The organism is Chryseobacterium lineare (assembly GCF_977014045.1).
This window is the reverse complement of the sequence record NZ_CDRNIQ010000001.1, coordinates 2,717,363-2,734,391: the sequence shown is the minus strand read 5'-3', so window position 1 is coordinate 2,734,391 and position 17,029 is coordinate 2,717,363. Positions and strand designations below refer to the sequence as shown.

The following is a 17,029-nucleotide window of genomic DNA, read 5'->3' as shown; positions in this document are numbered from 1 at the left end:
TTTAATTTCAAAATATCAATCATGAAAGATTCAACAATTCAAAATATAGGAAAGTTTACGACATTACTTTCTTTTGTTCTCGGAAATATTTTTCTTTTCGGATACATTTTTACGGAAAATATTGATTTTGCGATATTTGGTTATCTATACCTTTTTGCTGCAACCGCTATTAATCTATTAATCATAGGGATTTTGCTGCTGTATGGATTCTTTAATAAACGACAGTTTTCTTTATGTCGAAAATCTGCAGTGATTCTCACTGTCAATATTCCCATTGCATTGCTATATTCATTTATAGGTTTCGAACTTGTTAAACTTTAATAATTGTTTTATGAAAAAAATACGCGTTCAATTTCTGCTTTTCATTTACAACAAAACCCAAAAGCTTTACCGAAAATATTTTAAGAAAAAGAAGAGACAATGGCAGTTTACAGAAAAACAGCTGCTTGAATTTCAGGAAGATTCATTAGGTAGGAAATTAGGTGAATTTTATAAGAAACACGGTTTCACCATGATTCCAAAGATGGAAAATCATGATGTTCATCATCTGATCACAGGCTGCGGAACCAATTTCGAGGATGAAATTGCCATGCAGTTCCTGCTTTTGGGAAATGGAAAACTCAACGCTCATCTTTTGGCGGCTATCGTTTTGGGAAGTATTATTTTACCGGAATACTACAAGATTTATATCAAAGCATACAAAAAAGGACAGAACATGCGCCCCTTTCATCAATGGGATTTTGAAGCATTACTGTGGCAGAATTTTGAACATCTGAATGAGTTTATTCAACAGAAAAATACACAAGTTTTGTATTAATATTTAAATGAAAAAAACTATGAAAACACATCATTATATCTTTCTCACAACTATTTTATTTATCATTCTGTTTTATGACCAAAATATCGGACTGAATCTTGGAATTATAGCCGTAATATATTCCGTCCTTACGTTTTTCAGAACACCCGCGAAAAATAAAACAACCACCTTCTTTTTCCTTTTGATCACAAGTTTATTATCGGCAGGAGCATTTGCCTGGTACGGAGATTTTCCTTCATTTCTGGCTGTCGTAAGCTCGGTGATTCTTTTGGGCTACCGCTCAAGAAACAGAAGAATGAAAATTCTTTTGCTTATCCCGGTTATTGTTACCAACTGTTCTACATTTTTATGCAGGTTCTTCAGCTTTGACAAATGGCTGCCAAAAAGAAAAATTCCGGGATTCTGGCAGAAAATGTTTGCGTTTATCTTTATTCCGTTACTGTTGATTGCTGTTTTCTTTGGAATTTATTCAGCCGGAAGTGATCATTTTGCCAATCTTTTCACAAATATTGAAATTGACATTAATTTCTGGCAGCTTATCGCCATGATAGCGCTGGGACTTTTTGTTGCATTTAATTATTGGAATTATGTTGTTGAAAAAACTATTTATAAAACCAATTCCATTTTAAATAATGATTTTAATGAAAGGGATAAAATTCTGAAACCTACCTATTCTTTCTTTGACCTTGATACGGAAAGAATGAGTGGCGTGATTTCCTTGCTGGCTTTGAATATTCTGTTGATATTTTTCATTATCACCTATAACTATGAACAGTTTTTTGAAACTGTAAAAAGTCCATCACGGCTTTCACAGGAAACTCATGAGAGAGTAAATGTTGTAATTATATCTATCGTTATGGCCATTTTTGTGATTATGTTTTATTTTAAATCCAGCTTTAATTTTGATTCTAAAGCACGTTTAATGAGAATTTTAGCAAAAATATGGATCTTCCTGAATGCCGCTCTCGTAATTTCAGCGCTGGTAAAGAACTCGGAATACATTGAAAATTATGGCTTTACTTACAAAAGGCTTGGAGTATATGCATTTTTAATTCTTTCATTCATAGGCCTGGTGATGACGTTCATGAAAATACAGCTCAGAAAAAGAAATGCATTCCTTTTCAATACGATGACATGGTATATTTATGGAACAATTCTGACCTGCAGCTACATCAACTGGGGCGGAATCATTACCTCCCAAAATATGAAACGTAAAGATTTTGTACTGAGTTATTATGAAACAACAGTTAATTTCAATGAAAAACAATTGTTGGAATATGCTGAAAAAAGGCATGACGGGAAGCTTAAGCAGGAAATACTAAATAAGGTGAAACCACAACACGAAGAGAAAATGCTTTCAAAGATTTTATATTATCAAACTATAAAATAATGATGAAAAACTTAGAATATGATAAACCATAATTGATTTCCTTTAAATTAAATCCTAATATTTTTTTAAGCTAAGAATAACCTTAATGGAATAATTTTGGCATCTCCATATACTCAAAGTTTGAAGTCTTTTAAAATGTCAGAGGATTTTAAATTTAAGTTTATCATTAAAATAACTATTATGAAAAAGATACTTTTGCTTATCCCGCTGATCATCATATCGTGTAAAAAAGAATCGAAAATACAGGAAACACAAAATACAGATTCATTGTCAACAGCAACGGAACAAACTGCACCTGCAGAAAAAACAGATTCTTCTGCCATAAAGATAAAAGATTCCGTCATCAACAACGCTCCGAAAACAAAAGAAGTCTTACGAACCGGCGTTATGAGAGAAGTAAAAGACGGACAAATCGTCAGAACTGTAGATGGTGAACATCTTCCGATAACACTGGGTGAGGAATTTACTAAAGACAATCAGGAGCTTGTTCTCAAGATCACCGACTACACGAATCCGGAAATAAAGGCCAAAATTTCAACAAAAGAAAAAGATTTTAATATAAGATTTAACCAGATAAAACTTCCAAATGGCGATTATGACGGGCCTTTCGGAAGAGATCTTACCTACGAACTAAAGGCTAAAGGCGAGATATGGCTGATTATTGGGAAAAGCAATATGGCTTCTGGAAATACCAAAGGAAATTTCACAGTAAGTATTGAATAACATTTAACAATTTGGTATAATTTCTGCTTAAAAAACTTTAAAATTTATCATTATGAAAAATATAATTTTGACAGCGGCAGTAGCCTCGCTCGCTTTGGTAAGCTGCGGAACAGTGCAGTCGTTGGTTCAGAATACATTTCCTTATACAGCTAATGTTTTGATTTCAACCGGCGTTCCTGCAGATAAAGAAGTTTCTTCTACCGCTACGGCATCGAATGTGCAGACCTGGTTTGGGGGAAACAACAATGCGAAAATTAAAGATGTAAGAATTTCTGATGCTAAAGTTTCTGTAGTGTCACCTTCGGGAGGAAATCTTAGCGCTTTTAAATCCATTAAGGTTTACATTTCTTCAAGCGGTACAGGTGAAAGACTGGTCGCTTCCAGAGCAAATATATCAACAAACGCATCAAGCTTAAATCTTGACCTTGAAAATTCAGGGTTTCTTGATGAAGTGGTGAAAAGTACGGGGGTTACCGTAAGAACGGTTTATGAACTGAAAAATCAAACGAGTTCAGACATGAATCTTAAAATTGCACTTAATTTCAGCAGTATTCCTGCGAATTAATTTTTTTATAAAAGTTTATTTGAAAAAACGTCTTTCAGCAATATGAAAGACGTTTTTATTTTTTATATCAGTAATAATTATTTGAAATCTACCAGTTCAACATCAAAAATAAGTGTTGATCCGGGAGGAATGATGTTTCCTGCTCCATTATCTCCGTACGCTAGGTCAGCAGGCAGATAGAATCTGTATTTCGCGCCTTCGCTCATTAACTGTATGCCTTCTGTCCATCCTTTTATTACCCCGGAAAGGTTAAGCTCAGCCGGCTTTCCGCCATTTTTCTCTGTAGAGTCGAATACCGTTCCGTCCATCAGTTTACCTGCATAGACGACAGTTACTGTGCTTGTTGCCGTTGGTTTGGTTTTTCCGTCGCCTTCTTTAAGAACTTCATACTGCAGGCCGCTGGCTGTGGTTTTTATATTCTTATTAAGTTTATTTTTAGCAAGAAAATCATTGCCTTTCTTTTTGTTTTCTTCTGCCTTTACCTTTTCGGCAGCCATTCTTTTTTCATTCTGCTTTTGCATAAAGCCCTGCATGAAATTGCTCATTTCTTCTTTGGGAAACAACTTCGGTTTATCTCCAAATTCATCTTTCATGGCCTGGGCAAGTAAGTCGGGATCTACGGCAAAGCCTTGTCTTTTCATATTCTGTGCAATATCAAGACCGATGTAGTAAGACGCTTTTTGATCTTCAGTATAATTTTTTTGAGCATACACAGAGCCTATTCCTGCGAGGATAAGTAAAGTAACGAATGTTTTTTTCATTTTTTGTTAATTAAAAATTCGGTGCAAATTTAAGATTTTATTGCAGAATCCATCACAATTGTTACAGGTCCGTCATTAATCAGTGAAACTTTCATGTCGGCGCCGAAAATACCGCTCTCGGTTTTTAACCCGGATTTTGATATTTCATCTTTAAAATAATCAAATAGCGGAATCGCTTTATCCGGTTTTGCAGCTTTAATGAAAGATGGACGGTTTCCTTTCTTGTAATCCGCAATTAATGTAAACTGACTGATACACAGGATTTCTCCTTTAATCTCCTGTATAGAAAGGTTCAGTTTTCCATTCTCGTCCCTGAAGATTCTTAGATTTAAAATTTTCTGTACGAGCCAGTCTGCATCACTTTTTTCATCGTTTTCATCAATTCCTACCAAAAGCATCAACCCTTTTCCGATTTCTCCGACAATTTTCCCGTCTACTTTTACGCTGGATTCGGAAACTCTTTGTATGACAACTTTCATTTTTAATAATAAATATTTAAAATTTTTCCGGAAGGATCGTAGTTATAAAGGTAAGTCTTCGGAGGAACATTGGCCACGGCAGTCGGTTGTCCCGTCAACAGAATCCACTGTGCATTATCTTTTGGACATATTACCCTGATGTTATCCTGAACTTCCAGTGTGGTGTTATTATCCGGGCAGATATGGGGTGCATTACGGTCATATGCTTTAAAAGTTGCATCCGAAGCCCTCACAACGATAAGCCCTCTGGTGCCAGACTGTTGTTCATTAATATAAACCCATCCTCCCACCTGATTCAGAGCATAATACGCAGGAAGATTAAGATTAAGTGTGACATTAATGGGGCTGCTGGGGAAGCAACTTACGGTATCTTCTCTGCTTCCACATGATTTTATTGATAAAATACTGAAAATCAATAATGTAATTAATGATAATATTGAAAAAGTTTTTTTCATTTCAATTTAAATTTTTATATATTTGTAAAAATTAAACGATTACAACTCGAAAACATTGTCCGGCAAATGTCGGATTATTTTTTTATACTAAAACTAAATTTTGAAAATTATGGCAAGCTATGTTACAAAGGAGGGATTAGAGAAAATGAAAGCTGAGCTGGAACAGTTGGAAACTGTAGAAAGACCAAAAATCACACAGCAGATTGCAGAAGCCAGAGACAAAGGCGATTTGTCGGAAAATGCAGAATACGATGCTGCTAAAGAAGCTCAGGGAATGCTTGAAATGAGAATTTCCAAGCTGAAAGATGTTATTTCGACTTCAAAAATCATAGACGAAAGTCAACTGGATACTTCAAAAGTTTCAATTCTTACAACAGTAAAACTGAAGAATAATGCAACACAACAGGAGCAGATGTTTACTTTGGTTCCTGATAATGAAAGCGATCTTAAGGCTGGAAAAATTTCTGTGAATACCCCGATTGCAAAAGGGCTTTTAGGCAAAGCTGTTGGCGAAACTGCAGATATTACTTTGCCAAACGGAAACAAGCTGTCTTTTGAAGTATTAGAAATTACCCTGTAAATAAATCGGACTTCCAATCTCTAAACATTTGAAAAAATGAGCACAATATTTACAAAGATCATCAATGGTGAAATTCCCTCATATAAGATTGCCGAAGATGAGAATTTTATCGCTTTTCTTGATGCAATGCCTCTGGTAAAAGGACACACTTTGGTAGTTCCGAAAAAAGAAGTAGATCTTATTTTTGATCTGGATAGTGAAGAATATAAAAATCTTTGGGGGTTTGCTCAGGAAGTTGCCAAAAAAGTAAAAAGTGCAATCCCTTGTATAAGAGTAGGAGTGGCTGTTGTGGGGTTGGAAGTACCTCACGCTCATATCCATTTAATTCCTTTACAAAAAATAGAAGATATGAATTTCAGAAACGAAAGATTGAAACTGGCGCATGAAGAATATACTGAAATTCAAGACTCAATAATTAATCCTTAAAACAATATAAACTCGTAAATTTTACGAGTTTATTTAATCTATACTTATCTATATATAAAAATGAATTCAAACCAGTGTTCTTTCTGCGGAAGAAAGAGAAATGAAGTGCAGATGCTGATTTCCGGTCAGAATGGTTTTATTTGTGAAAACTGTATCGAGCAGGCGCATGCTATTGTAAAAGACAGTTCCGCAAAAACAGGATTTTCTCCTGCCGAAAATATAGAAGAATTAAAAAAGCCCAAAGAAATTAAAATGTTTCTGGATCAATATGTTATCGGGCAGGATCAGGCAAAAAAACAATTATCTGTTGCCGTGTATAACCATTATAAAAGATTGCTTCACGCTCAGGACGAAAACCGCGAAGTTGAGCTTGAAAAATCCAATATTATCATGATCGGCGAAACCGGAACAGGAAAAACCCTTTTGGCAAAAACCATTGCAAGGGAACTTAATGTGCCCTTCTGTATCGTAGATGCAACGATTTTAACGGAGGCTGGATATGTAGGTGAAGACGTTGAAAGTATTCTGTCGAGACTCTTAATGGTCGCAGATTATGATGTAGAAAAAGCTGAAAGAGGAATTGTTTTTATTGATGAGATCGACAAAATCGCAAGAAAATCAGATAATCCGAGTATCACGAGAGATGTATCCGGAGAAGGAGTGCAGCAGGGTTTATTAAAGCTGCTTGAAGGAAGTATTGTAAACGTTCCGCCACAAGGAGGAAGAAAACATCCTGACCAGAAATATATTCAGGTGAATACCCAGAATATCCTTTTCATAGCAGGTGGAGCATTCGACGGAATCAAAGAAATTATTGAACGAAGAATGAACAAGCAGGCGATTGGTTTCAGCGCAGAGAAAATCAATAAGACAGATGAAGATGAATATGTTTTAACGAATATCAACGCCATTGATCTTCGTTCATTCGGGCTGATTCCTGAGCTTTTAGGACGATTCCCAATCATTACTTATCTTGATAAACTGACCAAGGAAACTATGGTAAGAATTATGAAAGAACCTAAAAATTCTATCGTTAATCAGTTTATAGAACTTTTCAAAATGGATGGAACAAAGCTTGTTTTCACAGACGGCGCCATTGAAAAAATTGTGGAAGAAACTATTGAAAAAGGATTAGGTGCCAGAGGATTGAGAGGTACAACTGAAAAAGTTCTCGAAGATTATATGTTTTCCATTGGGGAAGAAAAGGAAATTATATTAACGGAGGATAACATTTTTGTTAATAAGTAAAATATTTTTGTTTTTTAATGAAAAAAATATAACTTTGCAATTGAAATATTGTATAACACACAAATAATTACATACAATGAGAAAAAATTTATTTGCTATTAGCTTAATAGCAGCTAGTTGTTCTGTTCAGGCGCAGAATATATTAGTACACGTGGATGATACCGCTGTTGCTTATGTAGGGAAAGGAACTCTGTTTTATACGGGGGGAGGCTTACAAATGAAAAGTACCGGTGTAATTGAAAATCATGGTAATTTTATGATTGAGGGAACCACCTCTGATTATTTTAAGACAATTGATGGTTCAAACAACGATAAAACGGAAGCGAATGGAGGAGGTAATTTTATCAATAAATTGAATGAACCGGACAATTATGAACACTACAACGATAACAGTTTTCCCTACACTTACGGCCAGCTCTACATCTCAGGACTTGATCAATTGAATATTATAGGTATTGTAGATCAGGAGTTTAGAGCTATTCCGCATGGTACGTATCAACAAATAGGATTACCATTTTATTATAAAAGAGTAGGAAGCTTGAGTGCCGAATTGGGTAAAACCTTTAACAATTTGAGACGCCAGCAAAATGACGTTCTCATGGTAAATAACACTACTGCTGTTCCAATGAGTGTTAGTATTTCTTCATATATAGGAAGTCCTGAATATCCTAGTATAGCTTATTATATGTTGGGTGCAGCTGGTCTTGATTTGAGTACTACCAGAACAATCAAAGGACGTCCTTTAAGTGAGGGCAATGTTATTACGCTTCAAGGCGCAGGTGCTTCCGTAAATTTTGGAACTAATGGTAATGCTGAAAATCAATATCATGAAAAGTACTATACCTATCTTCAAGACGAATTTGTAACAACACCTTGGTCCGGGACATACGGAAGATATATGTATCAATATGCAAATCCATTTTTGACGAACCTTGATTTATCACAAATAGCTATAGACGATGCGAATGGTGATGGTGTCAACTTGAAAACTATTCAAGGGGTAAGGCTTGAAGTTGCTCCTAATGCCGTTCAGAGTACATCAGGAGGTACTTTTGCAGTGGGAAATGGTGCGTACAAGTATATTACTTTTTCTGCAGGTGCTCCTACAGGTGATGTTGAGTATGTAATGGTAAGACCATTGGGGACTTTTGTTATTAAGCTTACCAGTGATAACGTAGTTAATCCAGATGATAATAAGATTAATTTTGCAAATCTTAGAAGATTCAATTATAATAGTAGAAGCGCAGGTACGGCTTATAATGTCACTGCTAATAAAAATATATTAACAAATACAGTAAAACAATTAGGAGTTATTGGGCTTGACGCTAATGGTAACGAGGTGGCAAGAACTTACTATGTTGTTTATTCTGATGGTACCACAGGGCACTCTACTACCGAAGCTTTAACACAAGTAAAAGCAGGAAGTTCTAATCTTTTAGGAACTTTTGAGGAAGCTCCTACAGGTGGATATGATACCAATTATTCAGGACAATACTGGTTATATATTAATGAGGCAAATGAGAATAACTTTACAGGAAAAAATATTAAGATGGTAAATTATGATCTTAACAAAATAAAATCCTATAAGTTTGAGATCAGAGAAAATGCCAATCTCGTGGCTAATGGAACTCATGCGTTATCTTCAGGAATTGGGTTCTACTATAAGCCTCAAAACGGAACCGTTCAACAGGCTGTTCAGGGAGCTGTGATTCCTGCGAATATAGCTGAATTTGATCTCTATTATGGAGAACCTAGCAATATTGTATTGTCAACAGTTGATACATCTACACCTTCTCGAACTATGGTCGTTTATAATCCTGCAATAACCAATTACATTGTAAGATTTGATCCTAACTGGAAAAAAGCAGATATTGACGTTTATGATATGAGTGGTAAGCTGGTTATCACTAAAAAAGCGGTGGATACTTCAACAGATTTTGTCATTGAACTGGATAATAAAATTAAAAATGCTTATTTAGTAAAAGTTGTTTCCGAAAAAGGAGAAATCGTTACTGCCAAAATCTTAAAATAATAAATATGAAATCAATAAATAAATTTATTCCCGTTATTTTTTTCTTTGGATTTCAACTGATTATCAGTGCTCAGGATAAAGTTCCGCCACCTAATTCTAATTCAAATGCCAAAGGAATTGTTGGGCCAGGAGTACAATCTTCACCAGTTGACATGTATATATATGTTTTAGCTATTGTAGCTATTATACTAATAACATTCTTCAGTAAGAAATACACACCGAAGAAAATATAATTTTTATTAAAATAATATTAAACTCTCTGATTACTCGGAGAGTTTTTTTATTTTTACCTTATGAAAAAGATTTTTACATTAACGACTTTAATAGTTGCATTTTCATTACAGGCACAGTTTACAGTTACTATTCAGGCGCCTGCTGATTTTAAAGATCAGGATGCGATTTTATATACTTTAAATGGTTCCAAAGATATTATCTTTTCAAAAGAGCAAAGTAAGAATAATACCTGGACATTTAAATACCCTAAAAACTACATGGGAATGATGAAAGTTTATTTCCCAAGCTCAAATAACACATTTAATTTTATTTCTGAAAATAAAAACGTTAGTGTAAAACTTGATACACAAGCTAATAAAATTAAGGATATTATTTATCTTGATGAAGCTAATGACCTTATGAGCAAGTTTCAGGAAGGCTCTCAGAAAAAGGAGCTTATACTTCCTGCACTCACCCAGATAAAAGAATACTATAAAGATAATACCGACTTTGGTAAGGCTATTAGAACTGAAATTAGCAGGCTTAGTGGTAGTTCAGATGGGATAAATCAGGCTCAACATCCTTTCATCTATTACTATAATACGAATTACAATAAATTTCTCTCTAATGATACTTCCAAGAAAGTAACTCAGGACGATATTATTAATTTTATTGATAAGTCGAATGATATGCTTGAAACATCATCGTTGTTAAGACCGATTTTGGTTTCCTATCTTAATTCAGGAGGCAACACGAATGTTAGTACATCGGTCGATAAGCTTCTTGACAGATTAAAAGTAGAAACACCGAGAGGGCAAACAGTTCTTTCTGAACTCATTGACATTTTCGATGTTTATGACATGCAGGATTTTAAGGATAAATATCTAGGTTTGGCTAAAAATCTGAAGTGTACGATTACAGATAGATTAGCCTCTACCTTAAAATCAAACGCTAATGTTGAAATCGGTGCTGTTTTTCCTAATTATAAATTTCAATCTCCGGCGAATACAAATGCTAAAACCCTTCATGATATAAAAGCTGATCAAAAAGTTGTAATATTCTGGTCATCTACCTGCTCTCATTGTGAGAGTGAGCTTCCGCAACTGTTGGCGAAATACAACGATTTAAAATCGAAAAATATTCAGGTTATAGGCTTATCGCTGGATGTGGATAAAGATTCTTACGCTAAAAAAATCAGCGCATTTCCATGGGTGAATGATACTGAATTAAGAGGATGGAACAGTAGCTATGCAGATACGTATAATGTTCATGCAACACCGACTTATTTTATTTTGGATGCTAACAATAAGATTATCAGCAAACCAGAGCATGTAGGAGATGTTTTGGAATATTTTAAGTTAAAATAATTTTGGTAAATTGTAAATATTTTCTATATTTGCACCACCAAAACGGCGAGGTAGCTCAGTTGGTTAGAGCGCAGGATTCATAACCCTGAGGTCACGGGTTCAATTCCCGTCTTCGCTACAAATAATAAGCTGATTTTAGCTATTTAACTCTCTTTTTCAAGAGAGTTTTTTGTGCTTTAATCTTTTTAGTACAATCGTTGGTCGTTGTTAATCAAAGTGAGCCGCTATGGAATATCGATATTTCAAAGCTTTCGCCACATGCCATTCATTCTTTTTTTAAGCAAAAGAATTAGAGAAGAATTCTTCATAGATTTAGTTCATAAGCTTAAGTATAGAAGGTCCAAATTTCAATTCTTTTTGTCCGGCTATTTCTTGTTTATTCTACTATAATATGTAGATCATAAATATTTTGTAGGTTAAACCAAACAATACCTGAACCATCAAGAGCTTTATCATTAGGCGCTCCCATTCCGGATGCTGAAGATAATATACGTCAAAATATCATCAAAGCATAATAATTTGTAAATTTGAGTAAGTAGAGATTTGAAAACAGTGCAAAAGTTTTTAATTTTACCTTCATCCCTAATTTCTAAAAACAATGAACGAAGAAAAAAAAACAGATTATCACCAATTTTGTGAGCAATGGACAAAAGAGCTCATGGAAAACCCTGCCGTACAGGAATACTGCAAGACTTATCAAAAATATTCCATGGAAAGCTTTTGTAAAGCTTATGCGAACATAAAAGCGTCCGGTTTAAAATGGGGCGAAATGTACCAAAGATTAAATGAGCAAAAACAAAACGAATGGATTGATGTTGCATTCGAACATCTGTGCATCATACAACAAAAAAAACTTTTTGATGCGCAATGTCTTTGGCGAGCCGAGCAACTGGAAATAAAGGAAATAGAAATCACTTTTGACTTTAGAGCTTGGGAAGAAGATATACTCAATTGTTCTTTTATACCTCCAATTACTCATCATGAGGTAGACTGGTATTGCCAATACCTCTCACAAAACAATGTAGAGTTTGAACAATACGGGTTTCAGGATTGGCAGAATTATGAGGAAATAAAAGAAGCTTATGAAACCAATAACGAAAACCGAAACTTTCCTGAATGGTATGATTATCATAATGGAAAAACGGGTAATGAAGTACTCCTCACCCTTCCCGATATACGAGGAAAAAAAGAAAAATTTTATCAAAACCTAAGTATTGAAGATTCTCGGAAGCATGCCCCTGCTAATTTATATGTAAAAGATCCGGAATTGGAAAAACCTTATATGAATATTTTTGATACCAACTTACATATAGCTTTAGCACAAGTCATAGAAGATAAAAAAACCAGTAAACTCATAACAGAATACCTAAAAGGAACAGAACATCATCATACCTATGAAAATGAAAGAGCAAATGAGAATCTGCAATACCTATCCGAAATAAAAGATGAAATGGTTCCCATAGAAGCTCATGACGACTATCGCATTGCTTTGAGCAGGGCAGTGGAAAACTATAGATTGAAAAGGACCATAGAGCATTTGCCTATGGCTTTCCAAAAATATAAGGCGACCCATCAGTTAGGAATTTCACTAGGTACAGAAAGAGAAAAGGAACAATTTAAAATCTATATGGATATTGGCAAAAAGTGGAAAGAAGCGATACTAAGAGGAAGAGAACTCAACGGAGAACCAAAGGATTTTAATTTCTGACCAGATTGGGAACCAAAAATCAGAGAATTTTTTAATTGATTATGATTTTTTATATCATACTAATTTTTTATCTCAATAAAAAGAAAGAAAAAATATAGTAAAGCCGAAGCCAATGCTCCGGCTTTCATTTTCTTCAACTCTGATATCCCAGCAATTTTCTCATCTGATAAAAGAACCTTTCAATTAATCGTAAATCCTGAGTTACAATTTCAGCATTGCCTTTTAATTCCTTATCGAAAACCAGATTTTTATTATAAGAAGTTTTCAGTCCTTTTGGAAGGGCGACGTCTACATAGTAATTTCCATCTTTATCGGGAGATAATGAAATGTTTTGTACTTTTCCTTCCACAATGCCATACTCCTGATACCGGTAATTATCAAGTTTAATTAAAACTTTTTCTCCTGTGATTATCTTACCGGAATTAGCTGCAGGTACAGCCATTCTCCCCACAAGTTTTTCTTTATGATCCGGTAAAATGGATAAAATAGCATCTCCGGCTTTTACGAACTGGTTTTCGCCAAAAAACTGCTGAAAGCTGGCTTCACCATCGGTATTAGAAATAATCAGATAACTCTGTTCCCATTGTTTTAATGATTTTCTGAGCTGTTCAAAAAGCTGTAAAGTCTGTGAGGAATAGGTAATTTTATCTTTTTCCGTATTAATGGCGGCGCCGCTTTTTGTCTTATTAACATTGGAAATACCTTCTTCAATCTGTGAAAGAGAAATAGTAATATTTTCTAAATTTTGTTGGGCCTGGAGAAATTTTATTTTTTCATTTTCCAGCTCAACTGCGGCGATGACACCCTGCTTAAACAATTCCTGAGAGCGCTGATAATTCTTTTTGGTAATTTCATACTTGGCCTGTTCTAGGCTTTTTTGTTGCTTAAGAGTTGAAATTCTTATTTTATATTCAGAAAGACTTTGATTGGCGGCCAGATTTTCCGGAGCGTAAGGCTGAAGTCTTTTGAATAAAGCCTCATCCTGAAATGCCTTTGCAAAACTGTTGTAATCTCCCTGAAGTTCTCCAAGTTTGAAATGAGAGGTTTTGCTTAAAGGAAATGAAGCGAGCTGATCCGGTGTGATGGAATCAATAAGTTTTTTCAGTTCTAATATATCTTTATAATTGGCTGTCGATTGCATGACCATCAGAACATCATTCTTTTTAACATGCTGATGATCTTTTATAAATATTTTCTCGATTTTGGAATTGGTACGGGCTTCCAGCTTCTCCGGCGGATTTTGAGAGGTTACCACAATCGGGGCAGGAATAAATTCCGGATAACGTATAATGTAGCTCATGATAAGAATGAGTACAATAATTAAAAATATAATCGTATTTCCCCATCGGATCATCCAATGTGGGGGCTGTGTAAGGATATCCTGAACACTTTCTGAGCGTAGTTCAATATTGTCTAATACGTCTTTTTCCATATAAAAATAAAACTCAATAATCTCCAAGGAGCTGAAGATTATTGAGTATGTTTTAAAATAATCTTATAACGGCAGTGTATAATCGCATTTCGGATTATTGCCGGGTTCTACTCCCGGAATGTCACCATCGGGACAGTAACGGTTGCATGCATTCCACTGTTTTACATTGTTGATGTAGCAGAAACAATTGCACGGAAATACCGGAACTGGTCCTGCACCGTGAATTTCTCTAAGTTTCTTTCTTTCAATTTTTTGTAAATTTTTCATAACTGATAGATTTTGAGTTGGTTGATTAAAATTAGTGAAAATAATGATCAGTTTCCAAGTTCAAGTTGATTTTTTACGAGCCTGTAATATTCACCTCTTAAAGCGACCAGTTCAGAATGATTTCCCTCTTCAACGACTTTACCTTTATCTAAAACGATAATTTTATCAGCATGCTTTACGGTGGAAAGTCTGTGGGCTATAACAATAGCGGTTTTACCTTTAAAAAACTGCTCCAGATTTTCCATAATGATTTTTTCATTGTTGGCGTCAAGTGCTGAAGTTGCCTCATCAAAAAAGATGTATTCAGGAGATTTGTAAACGGCTCTGGCAATGAATAATCTTTGTTTTTGTCCGCCACTTACTCCAAGACCTTCATTACCTATTTTAGTATTATAGCTTAAAGGAAGCTCTTCAATAAAATCCTTAATATGAGCTATTTCTACCGCTTTTCTGAGTTTTTGTTTATCCACGTAATCCTCGCCTACGGCGATATTATTAGCAATAGTGTCGTTAAATACATATCCTTCCTGCATCACAACTCCGCAATGATCTCTCCAGAATCTTGGAGAAACATTTTTAAGCTTTGTATTTCCAAGTTTTATTTCGCCTTCATTGGGTTCATAGAACTTCATCAGTAGTTTCAATAATGTTGTTTTTCCGCTTCCACTGGCACCTACAATGGCAGTTGTTTTCTGGTAAGGAATATTTAAATTTAAATTCTCAAAAACATAAGCATCCGAACCGATATATCTGAAGGAAAGATTCTCTATTTCGATATCCTTCTGCGGAAGATCGTGAGCATATTGCTCATCTTTGCTTTCTTCATCTTCCTTATCATGAATTTCTCCCAGCCTCTCAAGAGAAATTTTAGCATCCTGAGTCTGCTTTATGAAATCGATCAATTGCAATAATGGGCTGTTAAGCTGGCCAATAATATATTGTACAGAAAGCATCATCCCGAGCGTAAGATTACCGCTAAGCACCAGTTTTGCAGAAAGAAAACTTACCAGAATGTCTTTCATCTGATTAATAAAATTTCCACCGACGGACTGCCACTGTTCAAGCGACAAAGATTTTATCCTTATTTTAAATAATTTTACCTGCAGAAATTCCCAATCCCATCTTTTTTGCTTTTCGGCATTATGCATTTTTATTTCCTGCATTCCGTTAATCAATTCGATGACTTTACTCTGTTCCTGGGAAACCTGAAAAAATCTTTTGTAATCAAGTTCTTTTCTTTTGCCAAGAAAGAAGCTGATCCATCCGACATACGCCCCAGCTCCCACAAGATAAACGACAAATAGTCTGTAGTCGTAAAATAAAAGAACAATGCTGAATATGATGAGATTGACTAATGAAAACAGAGTATTTAAAGAAGAACTTGTTAAAAGCTGTTCTATTCTGTGATGATCATTAATCCTCTGCATAATATCTCCCGTCATTCTGGTATCAAAGAAGCTGATGGGAAGTTTCATTAATTTTATAAAGAAATCGGAGATGATAGAAATATTAATTCTGGCGGAAAGATGCAGTAAAATCCAGCTTCGGATGACTTCAATTCCCATTCTTCCTACAAAAAGCATGATTTGTGCGAGCAAAACCAGATAAATAAAATTCAGATCCTGATTCTGAATACCGACATCGACAATACTTTGGGTAAGAAAAGGGAAAATCAATGATAATAAACTTCCTGCCAAAAGTCCTATCGCCAGCTGAATAACAAGCGATTTATATTTTAATAAATATTTTGAGAGAAAAGAAAAACTCGCTTTACTTTCCTTATCATCAAATTCCGTTTGAAAAAAAGCGGGCGTGGTTTCTAATATTAAAACAATACCTTCTTCTGTTTTCTCATCAGCATTTTCGCCGATCCATAATTTTATGAATTCTTCTTTCGTGTAAGTAATTAAGCCATAACCGGGATCTGATACATATATTTTTTTGTTCTTATCTATATGATATACAACGACGAAATGATTTTTGTTCCAGTGAACGATACACGGAAGCGGGACTTCTTCGGCAAGAGATTCAAAATTAATCTGAACACCTAATGAGCGGAAGCCCAGATCTTCAGCAGCATCACTCAGGCCCAGCAGGCTGCTTCCTTCACGGGTTGTCTCCGAAAGGTTACGGATTTGCTGTAAAGAAATACTTTTGCCGTAATGTTTACTTACGATTCGCAGGCAGGTTGGCCCACAGTCTTTGGAATCCGGCTGGCGGTAAAAGGGGAATTGCTTCATTAATAATTAAATAAAAGGCTGTAAAAACCAGCCTTTAAAATTTTTATATTTTTGATTATTATTATAAAGATCCACATCCTGCAGGAAATGGGTACACCGGTGAGTAACCGCATGGCATAACATTAGTCGCATCCGATGGAACCTCCGAACCGGTATGTTGAACTGGTATACCTGTACTACCCATAACATCACCTGGAATTTGGTAACAGTATGTTACATTATAACAGATTGTTAAGGTTGGATCAAAATTAATCCTTTTTCCTCCATCTATTTTTTTTAAATAATTACGAGACAACTTTTTTAAATTTTTCATGATAAAATAATTC

19 protein-coding genes and 1 tRNA gene are annotated in these 17,029 nt (G+C 35.0%); 13 read left to right on the top strand and 7 right to left on the bottom strand.

Going from position 1 to position 17,029, the window contains the following annotated elements; translation table 11 throughout:
• Positions 1-21 precede the first annotated feature (21 nt).
• From ACWNCI_RS12085 to ACWNCI_RS12065, 5 genes are all read left to right on the top strand, one after another.
• Entirely contained in the window at positions 22-321 is a 300-nt protein-coding gene (locus tag ACWNCI_RS12085; protein ID WP_346984072.1) for a hypothetical protein, read from the top strand.
• A gap of 10 nt (positions 322-331) precedes the next feature.
• Positions 332-817, top strand: a complete 486-nt coding sequence (locus ACWNCI_RS12080) for a Coq4 family protein (RefSeq protein WP_449388492.1) — start codon at positions 332-334, stop codon at positions 815-817.
• A 19-nt stretch (positions 818-836) separates the two neighbouring features.
• Positions 837-2,207 carry a DUF4153 domain-containing protein gene (locus ACWNCI_RS12075; protein WP_449388491.1) on the top strand — a complete coding sequence of 457 codons (1,371 nt, stop codon included), beginning with the start codon at positions 837-839 and terminating at the stop codon, positions 2,205-2,207.
• Positions 2,208-2,387: 180 nt separating this feature from the next.
• Positions 2,388-2,930 (top strand): hypothetical protein, encoded by a 543-nt coding sequence (locus tag ACWNCI_RS12070; protein ID WP_449388490.1) that lies wholly within the window; start codon positions 2,388-2,390, stop codon positions 2,928-2,930.
• Positions 2,931-2,982: 52 nt separating this feature from the next.
• On the top strand, positions 2,983-3,495 hold the full coding sequence (locus ACWNCI_RS12065; RefSeq protein WP_346984076.1) for a hypothetical protein: 513 nt from the start codon (positions 2,983-2,985) through the stop codon (positions 3,493-3,495).
• Positions 3,496-3,572: 77 nt separating this feature from the next.
• Here the strand turns inward: ACWNCI_RS12065 and ACWNCI_RS12060 are convergent, their stop codons facing one another.
• Genes ACWNCI_RS12060 through ACWNCI_RS12050 form a run of 3 tightly spaced genes read right to left on the bottom strand, consistent with a single transcriptional unit; the run spans position 3,573 to position 5,190 of the window.
• Positions 3,573-4,256: an FKBP-type peptidyl-prolyl cis-trans isomerase N-terminal domain-containing protein gene (locus ACWNCI_RS12060; protein ID WP_449388489.1), complete on the bottom strand. Its 684-nt coding sequence runs from the start codon at positions 4,254-4,256 to the stop codon at positions 3,573-3,575.
• Positions 4,257-4,285: 29 nt separating this feature from the next.
• On the bottom strand, positions 4,286-4,735 hold the full coding sequence (gene dtd / locus ACWNCI_RS12055) for a D-aminoacyl-tRNA deacylase (protein WP_346984078.1): 450 nt from the start codon (positions 4,733-4,735) through the stop codon (positions 4,286-4,288).
• A 2-nt stretch (positions 4,736-4,737) separates the two neighbouring features.
• Complete coding sequence (locus tag ACWNCI_RS12050) at positions 4,738-5,190, bottom strand: hypothetical protein (RefSeq protein WP_346984079.1); 453 nt, start codon at positions 5,188-5,190, stop codon at positions 4,738-4,740.
• 109 nt (positions 5,191-5,299) lie between these two features.
• Here ACWNCI_RS12050 and greA point away from each other — a divergent pair, with 109 nt between their 5' ends.
• The 8 genes from greA (at position 5,300) to ACWNCI_RS12010 (ending at position 12,764) form a co-directional block, all read left to right on the top strand.
• Positions 5,300-5,770, top strand: a complete 471-nt coding sequence (greA, locus tag ACWNCI_RS12045; RefSeq protein ID WP_042721222.1) for a transcription elongation factor GreA — start codon at positions 5,300-5,302, stop codon at positions 5,768-5,770.
• 36 nt (positions 5,771-5,806) lie between these two features.
• Positions 5,807-6,196 (top strand): HIT family protein, encoded by a 390-nt coding sequence (locus ACWNCI_RS12040; RefSeq protein ID WP_449388488.1) that lies wholly within the window; start codon positions 5,807-5,809, stop codon positions 6,194-6,196.
• 60 nt (positions 6,197-6,256) lie between these two features.
• Positions 6,257-7,444, top strand: coding sequence for an ATP-dependent Clp protease ATP-binding subunit ClpX (gene clpX, locus ACWNCI_RS12035; RefSeq protein ID WP_346984081.1), 1,188 nt, complete (start codon positions 6,257-6,259; stop codon positions 7,442-7,444).
• Positions 7,445-7,520: 76 nt separating this feature from the next.
• Positions 7,521-9,476: a T9SS type A sorting domain-containing protein gene (locus ACWNCI_RS12030; RefSeq protein ID WP_449388487.1), complete on the top strand. Its 1,956-nt coding sequence runs from the start codon at positions 7,521-7,523 to the stop codon at positions 9,474-9,476.
• Between the two features lie 5 nt (positions 9,477-9,481).
• Positions 9,482-9,709, top strand: a complete 228-nt coding sequence (locus ACWNCI_RS12025) for a signal peptidase (protein ID WP_449388486.1) — start codon at positions 9,482-9,484, stop codon at positions 9,707-9,709.
• A 60-nt stretch (positions 9,710-9,769) separates the two neighbouring features.
• Positions 9,770-11,056 (top strand): peroxiredoxin family protein, encoded by a 1,287-nt coding sequence (locus tag ACWNCI_RS12020; RefSeq protein WP_449388485.1) that lies wholly within the window; start codon positions 9,770-9,772, stop codon positions 11,054-11,056.
• Between the two features lie 44 nt (positions 11,057-11,100).
• A tRNA-Met gene (locus ACWNCI_RS12015) sits at positions 11,101-11,174 on the top strand.
• A 480-nt stretch (positions 11,175-11,654) separates the two neighbouring features.
• Entirely contained in the window at positions 11,655-12,764 is a 1,110-nt protein-coding gene (locus ACWNCI_RS12010; RefSeq protein ID WP_449388484.1) for a hypothetical protein, read from the top strand.
• Between the two features lie 133 nt (positions 12,765-12,897).
• On the opposite strand, the gene ACWNCI_RS12005 is transcribed toward ACWNCI_RS12010, so the two are convergent.
• From ACWNCI_RS12005 to ACWNCI_RS11990, 4 genes are all read right to left on the bottom strand, one after another.
• Entirely contained in the window at positions 12,898-14,196 is a 1,299-nt protein-coding gene (locus ACWNCI_RS12005) for an HlyD family secretion protein (RefSeq protein WP_346984085.1), read from the bottom strand.
• A 63-nt stretch (positions 14,197-14,259) separates the two neighbouring features.
• Positions 14,260-14,463 carry a hypothetical protein gene (locus tag ACWNCI_RS12000; protein WP_042722904.1) on the bottom strand — a complete coding sequence of 68 codons (204 nt, stop codon included), beginning with the start codon at positions 14,461-14,463 and terminating at the stop codon, positions 14,260-14,262.
• A gap of 47 nt (positions 14,464-14,510) precedes the next feature.
• On the bottom strand, positions 14,511-16,703 hold the full coding sequence (locus ACWNCI_RS11995) for a peptidase domain-containing ABC transporter (RefSeq protein WP_449388483.1): 2,193 nt from the start codon (positions 16,701-16,703) through the stop codon (positions 14,511-14,513).
• A 61-nt stretch (positions 16,704-16,764) separates the two neighbouring features.
• Positions 16,765-17,016 (bottom strand): bacteriocin-like protein, encoded by a 252-nt coding sequence (locus ACWNCI_RS11990; RefSeq protein WP_449388482.1) that lies wholly within the window; start codon positions 17,014-17,016, stop codon positions 16,765-16,767.
• Positions 17,017-17,029: the final 13 nt, after the last annotated feature.

What these genes read in the sequence shown, in the direction of transcription:
- ACWNCI_RS12085 (WP_346984072.1), top strand. Translation starts at nt 22, where the DNA reads ATGAAAGATTCAACAATTCAAAATATAGGAAAGTTTACGACATTACTT.
- ACWNCI_RS12080 (WP_449388492.1), top strand. Translation starts at nt 332, where the DNA reads ATGAAAAAAATACGCGTTCAATTTCTGCTTTTCATTTACAACAAAACC.
- ACWNCI_RS12075 (WP_449388491.1), top strand. Translation starts at nt 837, where the DNA reads ATGAAAACACATCATTATATCTTTCTCACAACTATTTTATTTATCATT.
- ACWNCI_RS12070 (WP_449388490.1), top strand. Translation starts at nt 2,388, where the DNA reads ATGAAAAAGATACTTTTGCTTATCCCGCTGATCATCATATCGTGTAAA.
- ACWNCI_RS12065 (WP_346984076.1), top strand. Translation starts at nt 2,983, where the DNA reads ATGAAAAATATAATTTTGACAGCGGCAGTAGCCTCGCTCGCTTTGGTA.
- ACWNCI_RS12060 (WP_449388489.1), bottom strand. Translation starts at nt 4,256, where the DNA reads ATGAAAAAAACATTCGTTACTTTACTTATCCTCGCAGGAATAGGCTCT.
- dtd (WP_346984078.1), bottom strand. Translation starts at nt 4,735, where the DNA reads ATGAAAGTTGTCATACAAAGAGTTTCCGAATCCAGCGTAAAAGTAGAC.
- ACWNCI_RS12050 (WP_346984079.1), bottom strand. Translation starts at nt 5,190, where the DNA reads ATGAAAAAAACTTTTTCAATATTATCATTAATTACATTATTGATTTTC.
- greA (WP_042721222.1), top strand. Translation starts at nt 5,300, where the DNA reads ATGGCAAGCTATGTTACAAAGGAGGGATTAGAGAAAATGAAAGCTGAG.
- ACWNCI_RS12040 (WP_449388488.1), top strand. Translation starts at nt 5,807, where the DNA reads ATGAGCACAATATTTACAAAGATCATCAATGGTGAAATTCCCTCATAT.
- clpX (WP_346984081.1), top strand. Translation starts at nt 6,257, where the DNA reads ATGAATTCAAACCAGTGTTCTTTCTGCGGAAGAAAGAGAAATGAAGTG.
- ACWNCI_RS12030 (WP_449388487.1), top strand. Translation starts at nt 7,521, where the DNA reads ATGAGAAAAAATTTATTTGCTATTAGCTTAATAGCAGCTAGTTGTTCT.
- ACWNCI_RS12025 (WP_449388486.1), top strand. Translation starts at nt 9,482, where the DNA reads ATGAAATCAATAAATAAATTTATTCCCGTTATTTTTTTCTTTGGATTT.
- ACWNCI_RS12020 (WP_449388485.1), top strand. Translation starts at nt 9,770, where the DNA reads ATGAAAAAGATTTTTACATTAACGACTTTAATAGTTGCATTTTCATTA.
- ACWNCI_RS12010 (WP_449388484.1), top strand. Translation starts at nt 11,655, where the DNA reads ATGAACGAAGAAAAAAAAACAGATTATCACCAATTTTGTGAGCAATGG.
- ACWNCI_RS12005 (WP_346984085.1), bottom strand. Translation starts at nt 14,196, where the DNA reads ATGGAAAAAGACGTATTAGACAATATTGAACTACGCTCAGAAAGTGTT.
- ACWNCI_RS12000 (WP_042722904.1), bottom strand. Translation starts at nt 14,463, where the DNA reads ATGAAAAATTTACAAAAAATTGAAAGAAAGAAACTTAGAGAAATTCAC.
- ACWNCI_RS11995 (WP_449388483.1), bottom strand. Translation starts at nt 16,703, where the DNA reads ATGAAGCAATTCCCCTTTTACCGCCAGCCGGATTCCAAAGACTGTGGG.
- ACWNCI_RS11990 (WP_449388482.1), bottom strand. Translation starts at nt 17,016, where the DNA reads ATGAAAAATTTAAAAAAGTTGTCTCGTAATTATTTAAAAAAAATAGAT.